The sequence below is a fragment of the Bacillus sp. z60-11 genome, assembly GCF_046464135.1.
Taxonomy (GTDB): Bacteria; Bacillota; Bacilli; order Bacillales; family Bacillaceae; genus Bacillus; species Bacillus sonorensis_A.
The window spans coordinates 145,128-157,125 of sequence record NZ_JBIYSN010000002.1 but is presented as its reverse complement, the minus strand read 5'-3'; the positions used below and the strand labels follow the sequence as shown (position 1 = coordinate 157,125).

Below are 11,998 nucleotides of genomic sequence, written 5' to 3'. Positions count from 1 at the left end.
GAGGGAATCGCATGGCAAAGAAAAAACAGGAGCCGCGACATGAACAGCAGCTGAAAGATGCGCTCGCCGACGATCTAAAACAGCAGCTTCAGCAAATGAAAAACGAATTAAAAGAAGAAGACGAAAAAAGAAAAGAGCGCGAGAAAGAGCGTCTCATCAAACAGAGAAAAGAAAAGGAAAAAAATAAAACCTTTGAAGAACTGCTCAATGAAAGCGGGCTCGACTGGAGACAGTATAAATAACAAAGCACCGTCTGTGTGAGACGGTGCTTTGTCATGTTTTCTAGCCGCGGTGGGCGGTATACACGCCGCGCTTCGTATAAAAGCGCAGCGCTTTGATTTCCTGGTCTGTCAGACGGCGTCCGCCGACAGATTTGACGTTTTCCCGAAGCTGCGGGATTTTGCTTGCCCCCGGGATGACCGCGCCAACAGCAGGCTGGGCGAGAACGTATTTCATGGCGGTTTCGGTTGCGGTCAGATCCGGCGCCGTTTTCTCAATATCAGCTTTTGTCTTGATCAGCTCGCCATAAGAATAAGATAAATAACCGCTTTTCTTGATATTGGCGTTTGCCTGGGAAATAGGTCTTTCGGTGAGGAGACCTTTTGCAAGCGGTCCTCTTGCGATGACGCTGATTCCGTGTTCTTCCAGGAAGGACAGCCATTCCTCAGGCCGGCGGTCGAGCAAGCTGTACTGCATCATAACAGTGATGATATTCGATTTTTTGACGTATTCTTTGATGACATTCGGACGGATCGAAGAAATTCCGTAATAGCGGATGACGCCTTCCTGCTTTAATTCTTCAAACGCTTCGATCGTTTCGTCGATATTGTCTTCAATCGTTCCGCCATGAAGCTGATAGAGATCGATGTAATCCGTTTGCAGGCGCTTCAAGCTCCGTTTGACAGCTTCTTTTATGTACGCTTTGCTCGGGTCCCAAAACCAGCCCGGTTTTCCTTCCTCCCAGCGGTTTCCCGCTTTGGTGGCGAGGATGACGTCATGGCGCCTCGCCTTGATTGCATCACCGACCATTTCTTCATTTAATCCAAAGTCGTACAGATCGGCAGTATCGACATAATTGATGCCAAGCTCCAATGCTTCATCCAAGATGGACCGTGCACGCTGTTTGTCTGTTCCGAGGGACATACAGCCGAGGCCGACTTCACTCACCTTTAATTCAGATCGTCCAAGCGTTCGTTTTTCCATATGCTTCACTCTCCTTTTCTGCTACTTTGAACGTAATACAAAGAAGCGAAGTTTTCAACTAAATCAGCTCCATTATCACGATGGCCAGAGAGCAAATGAAACAGACTGCCGCGGGAATGGCCATTAAAAAAGATTGGCGGGCCCGGAATATGTGAGCATGGATGGCTCCGATCATGAGAATGGAGAACAACACCCCTGAAGAAAGAGCCGAATACGGATTCCACACTCCCCATGCCATGCCGAGCGCCCCAACGATTTCAAGACCCCCTGTCATTGAAAGAAACCATAACGGGTATTGATAATGGCGCCAATGTTCCACTTGGAATGGAACGTGTAAAACCTTGATGACGCCTCCAGTCAACATAAACGCCGCCAAACCGATTTTTAAAAAAAGCAATACCATCTGAGATTCACTCCGTTTCCGCTGGCTGTTCAGGAGACGGCAGCATGCCGTGTATGAAAAGGTCGACTGTGTGTGCCGCCAGACCCGCCGGATCTTTTGTTCCTGTAAGCAAGTATAAGTCTGTCAGGTGTTCGATTATCCCGATCAGGCATTCCGCAACGGTTTCCATATCCAACCCGGAGCGAAAATAGCCGAGCCGCTGTTCAGCTTCTAAGTTTTCTTTCAGCGCCACCGTCAAATCCCTTTTGATTTGTTTGGCTTCCGGATTGAGAAAAAAGCCGATGCGGGTTAAATCCGGGTCTTCAGCCAGAAACATAAAAACGGTTTCTACAGCAGACAACACCCGTTTTGCAACATCTTTTCGTTCGATTCCACTTTCTAAGCGAAAGGACTCGATCTGCTTTTTTAAACTCGTATGAAAATCGGTGATTAACTCTTTGAAGATGGCATCTTTGCTTTGAAAATAAAGATAGAAGGAGGGCTGGGTCAGTCCGGCTTTTTTGACGATTGTACTCACCTTTGTGTCGTGAAATCCCCGGCTGGCAAATTCATTTGCCGCCACTTTAAGCAATCGCTGTCTGCTTTCCTTTCCTTTTCGTCCTTTTTCATTTTCCACATTGAATCGCCTCACATAATAATACTCGTCAGTAATGTTACTGACGAGTATTATTTCATATCGCATCATAGGTTGTCAATTATTGATCTGAAATCCATTCTCTCACATATTCATACATCCGCCCGTATTCTTTCAGCTTGGCGCGGATCTCCCACGCTTTTCCCGACATCACGATTCTGTCGGCTAAACGGTAGATCTTCATGGCGCGTCCCCCTTTTCGTGGTGTATGATAAAATGTATGGGATAAACAGCAGCAACAGAACTTAGGAGATGATCAAACTGAAACGCTTAGAGGAGAAAACAATATCAAAAGAAAAGCTTTTTTCAGGCAAGGTAATTGATCTGTATCTGGAAGATGTCGAACTGCCGAACGGCAAAACAGGCAAGCGCGAAATCGTCAAACATCCCGGTGCTGTGGCCGTCTTGGCACTGACCGATGAAGACAACATCATCCTCGTCAAACAGTACAGAAAAGCGCTTGAACGGACGATTGTCGAAATTCCGGCAGGCAAGCTCGAAAAAGGGGAGAGGCCTGAATATACCGCAATGCGGGAGCTTGAAGAAGAAACGGGGTATACGGCGTCCGTGCTCAAAAAAATCACCGCTTTCTATACATCTCCGGGGTTTGCCGACGAACTGGTGCATCTGTACTTGGCGGAAGGGCTGACACCTCTGGAAGAAAAGCGCGAACTTGATGAAGACGAATTTGTTGAAGTAATGGAGGTGCCGCTTGACGGGGCGCTGAAGATGATGGAAAGCCAGGACATCTACGATGCGAAGACAGCTTATGCCATCCAGTATCTTGAGCTTAAGAGAGCCTTGCAAGCAAAAAAATGAAAGAAATCTTTGCGGACATGCATATCCATATCGGGCAGACCGAATCAGGAAGGCCGGTGAAAATAACGGCGGCCCGCTCGCTCATGCTTGACGAGATTTTAATTGAAGCAAGCGAACATAAAGGAATGGGGTTGATCGGCATTATCGACTGCCATTCGCCTGAGGTGCTGGCCGAAATCGAAAAAGGAGTGGCGTCCGGACGCTATGCCGAGCTTGAAGACGGCGGAATCAAATATAAAGAGACTGTGCTGTTATGCGGATCTGAATTGGAAATCTATGATGGCAGATGCCGCGGGCCGATTCACGTCTTGGCGTTCATGCCGACGATCGAGAGGATGAAGCAGTTTTCCGACTGGCTCTCCGAAAGGGTCACAAACATTCATCTCAGCTCACAGCGCATCTATGAGACAGGCGTCCGCCTTCAGGAGAAGGTCAAAGAACTGGGCGGTCTGTTTATTCCCGCTCATATTTTCACGCCGCATAAGAGCCTGTACGGAAAAGGAGTCAGGTACTCCCTGAAAGAGGTCTTTGATGAGCGGCTGATCGATGCGGTCGAACTCGGACTGAGCAGTGACACAGAAATGGCCTCGCATGTGTCTGAACTGAACCGGTATGCTTTTTTGACCAATTCCGACGCCCATTCTCTCGCAAAAATCGGCAGGGAATACAATAAGCTGCTGCTGAAGCAGGCGAGCTTTAAAGAATTTTCGCTTGCTTTGAAGAATGAGGAAGGGCGGCGCATCGCGGCTAACTACGGAATGAATCCGCAGCTTGGCAAGTATTATCAGACTGCCTGTGAGAAATGCAGCCGCCTAAAAGAAGCCGGCGAAACGGAATGCGCAGCATGCGGCAGCACAAAGTTTACAAAAGGGGTCAGCACCCGCTTAAAAGAGCTGTACGATCAACATACAAGCCCGGTCAAGCGTCCGCCTTATGTGCACCAGGTGCCGCTTCAGCTCCTCCCCGGCGTCGGCCCGAAAACGATTCAGAAGCTGAAAGAGGCCTTCGGAACGGAAATGAATATTCTTCATTACGCCGAGGAAAGCGACCTTTTCGGCATGCTCCGTCCGCAAACGGCCGAGCTTGTGATCAAAGCGAGAAAAGGTGAGCTTGAGCTAAAAGCGGGAGGCGGAGGGACCTACGGAAAAGTACAAATGTAAAAAGGAGACTTAAGGAAGAGAATGGAGTGGAAGCTGAAATCTTTTGAAGGTTTGTCAAAAGACGAGCTGTATCGCATCATAAAGCTGCGAATAGACGTCTTTGTCGTCGAGCAGAACTGTCCGTACCATGAACTTGATCATTTGGATGAGCTGGCCCACCATTTATTTTTAGAGGAAAAAGGTGAGATATTGGCCTATTGCAGGCTGTTTCCAGGCGGAGCGGTTTATGAAGAGGCGTCAATCGGCCGGGTGATCGTCCGCAAAGAGGACAGAGGCAAGGGATACGCGCAGACGCTTCTTGAAAAGGCGCTCGGTTTTTTGGAAAGCGAGTGGAGAGAGAAGGCTGTCAAAATCAGCGCCCAGGACCATCTGCGCTCCTTTTACAGCTCATTTGGATTTACGGAAGTTTCGGAAGTCTATTTAGAAGACGGCATCCCACATGTCGATATGCTCAAGAATGTCCAACAGAAAAAATAAAACAGAGAAAAATCCTCCCTTTTCTAAAGGAGGATTTTTCTTTGGCTGAAATAACCAGAACCTGACTTTCATATCACACATAAGATGCTAAATATAATGTTTGGCACAGGAGGCATTTATGATATGGAACAGGCTGAGCAAATGTATGTAGAGCTATTAAAAAAAGCCATTTTATTTGAAATTTGGCAGGAGCATGAACGTTATATACCGGTCAATGTACCTGTCCCGCATGAATTGCAAAGGAGGATCGGATGGAACAATCTAAAAATTGTGCGCTGTGTCGCTCCTAATCCTGAATCCCGCAAAGCGGGAACGGACTGGCCGCCGATTGCCCACAGCATGATCGGCCGGGTGCGTATGAACAATTTGCAGATGTGCATGGAAACGGTATTGAAAGAAGACATAGCGGGAGATTTCATCGAAACAGGTGTATGGCGGGGCGGTGCTTGTATTTTTATGAAAGGGTTCTTGAAAGTGCATGGAGTCGATAACCGCAAAGTGTGGGTGGCGGATTCCTTTGAAGGCCTGCCGGCGCCGGACATCGAAAAATACCCGCAAGACACGGGGGACCGGCATCATAAGGTTGATTTTTTAAGGGTTTCGCTCGAGGAAGTGAAACAAAACTTTCAAAAATACGACTTGCTTGATGAGGGCGTTCAATTTTTGAAAGGCTGGTTCAAAGACACGCTGCCTGAAGCTCCAATTGACCAGCTCGCCATTTTGCGGCTTGACGGCGATATGTATGAATCGACAATGGATAGTCTGTCCAATTTATATGACAAGGTGTCAAAAGGCGGCTTTATCATTATTGATGACTTCACTCTAAAAGGATGCCGCGCAGCCGTGCTTGATTTCCTGAAAGAACAGGGGCTGGATCAATCCGTGCTCGTTCCCATCGATCCATACTCCGTTTATTGGCGAAAGCCGTAAAGGAAAACCGAAGGTGCATCTTCAGGGTTAGATGCACCTTTTTTCAAATCGATTCACTCTCCGAGTTCTTTTCTGTACATTTTTCTTAAGGTTATACCGGAAAATATTCAAGAAACCGGGTGAAGGGGAGCGACGTCTTTGCAATAGGCGGCTGTTGTGAAAGGAGATGAGATTTAGTTTGTTTGTTGTATTCCATCAACACGCAATCTTGATGCTCGCCTCATGCAGTTAATTTCGGAAGGATTCGCACTTTTTTAAAACCGCATTTTTCATAACATCGCAAAGCGCGCGTATTTCTCATTGGAGGGTCTATAACTACTTGCTCGCTTGCCCTTTCATGCAAAATTCATTTTCTTATTTGAGCAGAAGGGAAAGAGAGATTTTTTTCTTTGCCATGTGTATGGGAATTTTTATCACTTTTTGGATCCATGGTACAATAACAAATTCAAGCTCTTAAACGAATAGAGGTGGACACGAGAAGTGTTGTTTTACATATTTTTAACACTGTATATCATCGCAGTATTGTTTCTTAATTCTGTATATGATTTAAGTAATGAAGTATGAACTGTTTTATTTGCTATATTTTTAAGTGCTCTAGTATTTCGAAGGATTTTGAAACGAGTGAAAAGGTATATGATAAAACCCTTATAGGCCATAGGAATTTTTTCTGTAGTTCAATTGAAAAAACGCGTTCAGCAGGACGAATTATCATTCGTGATTCTGAAAGAAGGTCATGAAAAAGTATCAAAACACCAAACCTCTTCCAATCCGATCAAACGTTTTTCACAGCACATCCTCTTTTCTAATGCTCTGCTCCTGGGCTTGGTGAATCCACGGCTCAAAACCGACTTGATGATATCATTGACTGTATTTCAAGGAAAAAATACACCTTAACATACGGCGGCATAAATACAAGTATCCCTGTATTCGCTCAGGTCATTCGAAAGATCGTCATGATGCAAAACCGCTTCAAGCTGAAAACCGAGCCGCTCAGCCATTTTTCTGCTTCTGTGATTGGTGCTGTCACAGCGTATTTCGAGCCGTTTTGCCCCGAGAGCGTTCTTTGCGAAATCGATGAGGCCCTTGAGCGCTTCTGTCATATATCCTTTTCCGGCAAATTCGGAATGGCACCAATAGCCGATTTCAAACCGCTTCGCTTCCCAGTTCATGCGGTGAAGGCCGGTGCTGCCGATAAAAGCGCCGGATTCTTTATGGAAAATATGCATTCTCAGATCCTTCCGCAAAATAAAATCGGCCTGCGCCTGTCTGACGTTGATTTCTGTTTCTTCCGCCTTCGGCAGCTCCCTGGCAAACGGCATCCACGGCTTCAGCTCAGGCAACGATTTTCGAATGGCGTCATGGACGGCCGCGCCGTCGCCTGCCCTTGGAGCTCTGACAAAAAAGCGCGGGGTTTCAAAGCTGTCCGGAAAATCAAGCAGTATCGGATTCATACGGGTCTCCTCCAATTTTTCTTAAATGCCCTGTTCATCATGCCATCTTCCCATCACAATCGTGTTTTCATATGTGCCGTCAGAAAGCCGCTTGTCTTTTTTTAAAATTCCTTCTATTTCAAAGCCAAGCTTTTGATATAGACTAAAAGCCCTCTTATTTGTTTCCGACACGCGCAGGGTTATTTTTTGAATGCTTGCGGTGTCGGCCCAAACAATCGATTCGTTTAAAAGGCGGTTTCCGATGCCGTATCCCCAAAACTCTTTCAGCACGCATATACCAAACTCCACTTGATGAGAGAAGCGTTTTAAATCCTGTCCGGCACATCTTGAAAAGCCGACGATTTTGTTTTGCGCGACCGCCACTAAAAACAAGCGGCGTTCATGTTCGCTGTCTTTTTTTATCAGTTCTCTAAAGTCCGCTTCATCAATAAAGCCTTCACCTTTTTCCCTGTCCAAATATTCGGTTTCTCCATCGATCTGTACCCTTAAAGCCGACAATTCCTTTGCATCTTGTCGTCCGGCGGGCCTGACAATGTAGCTCAGCCCTTTGACATCAAAGTGTTTTTCGTTCATGAGGTACTCCAATCATTTTTTATATCCAATAGTCTATCACATTCTTTAGTTGAAAATGACTGAATATAACAAAAATAGACCGCGGTGGTCGCTTTCGCGGTCTATAGCTTACGGCCTTAACCTTATCCATTGCTTTCGGCAGCGTAATCAGCGGTTTGATCTCTAAGGGCGCCGGGTGGATGGATGCGCATTAAAAAGACATATGCCGCAAAAGCGAGAAGCACGCCTGAAAACCATGAAATATCATAGAGCGGCTTCAAAGCCGGCAAGTATGTCCCGATCAGAGACATAAACGCTCCGAGCCCGACTGCGGCAAATGCGCGGTAATTGTAGCCTTTATAGTACGTGTACCTCCCGTTTAGAGAGTAGAGCTCTTCGATGTGAAGCGTGCGCCTGCGGATGATGTAATAATCGGCAAGCATCACACCGGCGACAGGCCCCAATATTCCGCCGATCGTGCCGAGAAAGGAAAACACGCTTGCTTCATTCTCCATCAGCTTCCACGGGAACGTAAACAGGGCAAAGCCTGCGGTCATATAGCTTCCGCGCTTAAAATTGATATATTTCGGCAGCGCATTCGCCAAATCATAGGCGGGAGAGACGATGTTTGCCGCGACATTTACCGAAATGGCGGCAATGCAGAGCGTAATGACTGAAAGCGCGATGATCAACGGATTATCGAAATGATTCAAAATGTCGACCACGTCCCAAATCGGCTTGCCGTAGGCCACTTGTGAACCTGACGTGACGGTGATGCTTGCAAAGGCAAATAGCACGAATGTGCCCGGCAGACCGTAAAACTGCCCCTTTATCTGTTCCTTTTGGCTTGAGGCAAATCTCGTAAAATCGGGAATATTCAAAATCAGCGTTGCCCAGATGCCGATGATTCCCGTCACTCCGGCCAGGAAAGGCCAAATCAAGTCGCCGAATGTATGAAATGTTCCCGGCTGTTGATAGATGGGGCCAAGTCCGCCTGCGATATCGACCGCCCACCATACCATACCGCCAAAAACGAGATAAACGAGCGGGCCGGCCCAGACTTCAAACTTCCTAATCGACTCCATGCCGTGGTGAAGCACGAGCAGATGGATCCCCCAAAAGAAAATAAACGACAAAAGGCCCGGCAAGCGAAGGCCAAACAAATTCCAATCCCCGCCGATGTTTTCAAAGCCGCTCCACAGATTTAAAACCAGGATGTGAATCGCCGTACTGCCGGCGAAAGCTTGAATGCCAAACCACATAATCGCGACAAAACCGCGAAGAAGCGCTGGAATATTAGCGCCGAAAATCCCGAAGGAAGATCTAATCAGCACGGGAAAGGGAACGCCGTACTTCGCGCCGGCATGGCCATTCAGCGCAAGGGCGATATAGAGGACAAGGGAAGCAACAGCGATAATCCCCAACACCTGCCACGGGGAAAGCCCGATAGATATGAGCCCGCCCACTGTTGCATATGTTGGGATGTTATGGATGCATCCCATCCAAATCGAGGCAAAATTGACGGCTTTCCAGTTGCGCTCCTCCGGCTTTAAAGGCAGCAAATCCTTGTTCATCAGCATATGTTCTCCGCGAATGTTTTCTTGACTGCTAGATTTCATGTCATCCCTCCCGATCTTCCATTTTTAAGAAATATAACTTAAGAATCTGAAAATTCCATCAGACAAACTAAACAATTTTTTTGCAGCGTTTATGAAGGTTAACTAAAAGCAGGATCAGACATGCCGGAGAGGGGCGAGCAAAAATATTCGCTTTTTATGAAACAGTTGTTTATTTCATTCATAGGATAAAAGACCGGGAAGGCGTTTATCCACAAATATGAAAACGCTTTCTGTACGGATCACTATGAGGAGGGGTCAATGTGAAGAAAATTGTATTGGTCTGTGCAGCGGGGATGTCTACGAGCCTGCTCGTCAGCAGAATGAAACAGCATGCAGAGGTGCTGAAGGAAGAGGTCGACATCATCGCTTTGCCCGTTTCAGAAGCTGGGAGCGCCGCTGCTTCCGCGGACATCGTTCTTTTAGGTCCACAGGTCAGATATCAAAAATCCCAGGTTGAATCAATAGCGGGAGACATTCCCGTTAGAGTGATCGACATGCGCGATTACGGAACAATGGACGGCAAAGCCGTGCTGGAAAAAGCTTTAGCGCTTATTGAATAAAAAGGAGGGGATCAGTGTTTTGAGCGGATTTATGGAGAAATTTGAACGAAATGTCGAACGGTTTTTAGTTCCGATCGCGGCAAAACTAAATTCACAACGACACATCTGTGCGATACGCGATGCTTTTATTTTATCCTTTCCGATTATTATGGCAGGTTCCATTATCATCTTATTAAACTTTGCCATCCTGTCGCCGGACGGGTTCATCGCCAAAATTTTGTTTCTTGAAAAATGGTTTCCGAATTTAGCCGATTATCAGGCGGTTTTCACGCCTGTATTACGGGGATCGCTTGACATTATGTCGATCTTTGTCGTGTTTCTCGTAGCGCGCAATTTAGCGATCTCCATGAAAACGGATGAGCTGCTGGCTGGCCTGACGGCTGTTTCCTGCTATTTTATCATTTATGCGCCGTATCGCCTGATCGAAAACGAAAGCTTTTTAACAATGAAATGGCTCGGCGCCCAGGGCCTGTTTGTCGCATTGATCATCGGGATCATCGTCGGTGAAGTGTTCAGCAGACTTTCAAACGCCAAGCGTCTGCAAATTCAGATGCCCCCGCAAGTTCCGCCGGCGGTGGCAAGGACGTTCAAAGTGCTGTTTCCGATCATTTTTATCACCATCGGCTTTGCCATCTTGAGCTTCGCGCTGACATCGCTGACGAAAAACGGTCTGCACGAACTGGTTTATACCGTTCTGCAAGCGCCGTTAAGGGATATGGGCACCAATATTTTCACGGTTGTCTTTCTCGGTGTCGTCGCCAATTTCCTTTGGCTGTTCGGGATCCATGGGCCCAATACGATCGCGGCGATCAGAGAAACGATTTTTGCCGAAGCCAATCTGGAAAATCTCGCTTTCGCGGCGAAGACGGGATCTGCCTGGAATGCTCCTTTCCCGGAGACATGGGCGCTTAATGACGCTTTTGCAAATTACGGGGGTTCAGGGATGACGCTTGGGCTTTTGATCGCGATTTTTATCGCTTCAAAGCGCCGGGATTACAAAGATATCGGCAAGCTTTCGATCGGTCCGGGATTATTTAATATCAATGAACCTGTGATTTTCGGGCTGCCGGTCGTATTAAATCCGATCTTTATGATTCCTTTTATCATTGTGCCGGCAGTCAATACTGTCGTCGGGTATTTGTTTATCAAGTTTCAGATCATTCCGCCGATCGCCTATGCCGTTCCGTGGACGACCCCGGGCCCGCTGATTCCGTTTCTCGGGACGGGCGGCAATTGGATTGCGCTTGGTGTCGGGCTTCTCTGTCTGGCCATTTCAACGATCATCTATCTACCGTTTGTGATCGCCGCCAATCAGACAGCGAATCTCGGCGGGGATCAGCAGCCTGAAAAACGAGAATCATAACACTCGTAAAGGGAGGCCTTGCCTGAAGCCTTCCTTTTATTTTTTAAAAAAAGTCATGCCGTTCTCGTTTCTCTCATACAATCTATTAAAATCAAAAGAGCGTCTGGGAGGAAGAACGATGCGAAAACACACGATGAAAGAACAGATATTTCAGCATTTGAAGGATCATCTGTCGATCTATTTATTTGTTTCGGTATTATTTTTGATGGGTGTGATTTTCGGCGCGGTGATCGTGAACAGTATGACGATCAGCCAAAAAGAAGATTTGTTCTATTATTTGAACCGGTTTTTTGGACAGCTCTCCGAGGGAAAAGCGGCAGGCTCAAAGGAAATGTTTGTACAAAGCTTTCTTCATAATATAAAATATTTGGGTTTGATGTGGATTCTCGGCATCTCGATCATCGGACTGCCCGTGATTTTTATCATGGTTTTTTTAAAAGGGATCGTCGTCGGATTTACAGTCGGCTTTTTAGTGAATCAAATGGGAATCAACGGTTTTTTCCTGTCGTTCGTGTCAGTGCTCCCGCAAAACGTCCTTCTGATCCCGGCTTACCTGATCATGGGCACATGCGCGATTGCCTTTTCACTCAGGCTCATCAGGCAGCTGTTTGTGAAGCGGAGCATCACGGAAGCGCCGGCCCAATGGTTTGGACGGTACGCGCTTGTCCTCTTGCTGATTCTTTCGATGTCTTTTGCATCCTCATTATTGGAAGCTTATCTTTCACCGCTGTTGATGGAAAAATTGACAAACTACATTTTGCCGAAACAGCATTAATTTATAATCATTATTAGAAAATATTCATTTTGTTTATCAATTTATAATGATT

At 46.7% G+C, this 11,998-nt stretch carries 15 protein-coding genes; 8 read left to right on the top strand and 7 right to left on the bottom strand.

Features of this window, described 5'->3' with window-relative positions; genetic code table 11:
* Positions 1–11: 11 nt before the first annotated feature.
* A complete protein-coding gene (locus ACINLD_RS07515; protein ID WP_026587716.1) occupies positions 12–242 on the top strand; it encodes a YqkE family protein in 231 nt (76 codons plus the stop codon).
* 40 nt (positions 243–282) lie between these two features.
* On the opposite strand, the gene ACINLD_RS07510 is transcribed toward ACINLD_RS07515, so the two are convergent.
* From ACINLD_RS07510 to mciZ, 4 genes are all read right to left on the bottom strand, one after another.
* Positions 283–1,203, bottom strand: a complete 921-nt coding sequence (locus ACINLD_RS07510; protein WP_077736548.1) for an aldo/keto reductase — start codon at positions 1,201–1,203, stop codon at positions 283–285.
* Positions 1,204–1,261: 58 nt separating this feature from the next.
* Positions 1,262–1,606, bottom strand: a complete 345-nt coding sequence (locus tag ACINLD_RS07505) for a DoxX family protein (protein WP_026587714.1) — start codon at positions 1,604–1,606, stop codon at positions 1,262–1,264.
* A gap of 7 nt (positions 1,607–1,613) precedes the next feature.
* The gene (locus ACINLD_RS07500; RefSeq protein WP_142246108.1) at positions 1,614–2,222 is read right to left on the bottom strand and encodes a TetR/AcrR family transcriptional regulator; all 609 of its coding nucleotides are present in this window, start codon (positions 2,220–2,222) and stop codon (positions 1,614–1,616) included.
* A gap of 79 nt (positions 2,223–2,301) precedes the next feature.
* Positions 2,302–2,424, bottom strand: coding sequence for a Z-ring formation inhibitor MciZ (gene mciZ, locus ACINLD_RS07495; protein ID WP_026587712.1), 123 nt, complete (start codon positions 2,422–2,424; stop codon positions 2,302–2,304).
* A gap of 77 nt (positions 2,425–2,501) precedes the next feature.
* Here mciZ and ACINLD_RS07490 point away from each other — a divergent pair, with 77 nt between their 5' ends.
* The 4 genes from ACINLD_RS07490 (at position 2,502) to ACINLD_RS07475 (ending at position 5,626) form a co-directional block, all read left to right on the top strand.
* The gene (locus ACINLD_RS07490; RefSeq protein WP_142246147.1) at positions 2,502–3,059 is read left to right on the top strand and encodes an NUDIX hydrolase; all 558 of its coding nucleotides are present in this window, start codon (positions 2,502–2,504) and stop codon (positions 3,057–3,059) included.
* Positions 3,056–4,219, top strand: coding sequence for a TIGR00375 family protein (locus ACINLD_RS07485; protein ID WP_026587710.1), 1,164 nt, complete (start codon positions 3,056–3,058; stop codon positions 4,217–4,219). The genes ACINLD_RS07490 and ACINLD_RS07485 overlap by 4 nt, the downstream gene beginning before the upstream one ends.
* A 21-nt stretch (positions 4,220–4,240) precedes the next feature.
* Positions 4,241–4,696: a GNAT family N-acetyltransferase gene (locus ACINLD_RS07480; RefSeq protein ID WP_026587709.1), complete on the top strand. Its 456-nt coding sequence runs from the start codon at positions 4,241–4,243 to the stop codon at positions 4,694–4,696.
* Positions 4,697–4,819: 123 nt separating this feature from the next.
* Entirely contained in the window at positions 4,820–5,626 is an 807-nt protein-coding gene (locus ACINLD_RS07475; RefSeq protein ID WP_026587708.1) for a TylF/MycF family methyltransferase, read from the top strand.
* 890 nt (positions 5,627–6,516) lie between these two features.
* Here ACINLD_RS07475 and ACINLD_RS07470 read toward each other — a convergent pair.
* The 3 genes from ACINLD_RS07470 to ACINLD_RS07460 form a co-directional block, all read right to left on the bottom strand.
* Entirely contained in the window at positions 6,517–7,077 is a 561-nt protein-coding gene (locus ACINLD_RS07470; protein WP_077736551.1) for a GNAT family N-acetyltransferase, read from the bottom strand.
* Between the two features lie 21 nt (positions 7,078–7,098).
* Complete coding sequence (locus tag ACINLD_RS07465; RefSeq protein ID WP_077736552.1) at positions 7,099–7,650, bottom strand: GNAT family N-acetyltransferase; 552 nt, start codon at positions 7,648–7,650, stop codon at positions 7,099–7,101.
* Positions 7,651–7,772: 122 nt separating this feature from the next.
* A complete protein-coding gene (locus ACINLD_RS07460) occupies positions 7,773–9,209 on the bottom strand; it encodes an NCS1 family nucleobase:cation symporter-1 (RefSeq protein ID WP_372709710.1) in 1,437 nt (478 codons plus the stop codon).
* Positions 9,210–9,508: 299 nt separating this feature from the next.
* Between ACINLD_RS07460 and ACINLD_RS07455 the strand changes: the two genes are divergently transcribed.
* From ACINLD_RS07455 to spoIIM, 3 genes are all read left to right on the top strand, one after another.
* Positions 9,509–9,808 (top strand): PTS sugar transporter subunit IIB, encoded by a 300-nt coding sequence (locus ACINLD_RS07455; RefSeq protein ID WP_077736553.1) that lies wholly within the window; start codon positions 9,509–9,511, stop codon positions 9,806–9,808.
* Between the two features lie 31 nt (positions 9,809–9,839).
* A complete protein-coding gene (locus tag ACINLD_RS07450) occupies positions 9,840–11,171 on the top strand; it encodes a PTS sugar transporter subunit IIC (protein WP_256860482.1) in 1,332 nt (443 codons plus the stop codon).
* A 118-nt stretch (positions 11,172–11,289) separates the two neighbouring features.
* On the top strand, positions 11,290–11,946 hold the full coding sequence (gene spoIIM / locus ACINLD_RS07445) for a stage II sporulation protein M (protein WP_026587702.1): 657 nt from the start codon (positions 11,290–11,292) through the stop codon (positions 11,944–11,946).
* Positions 11,947–11,998: the final 52 nt, after the last annotated feature.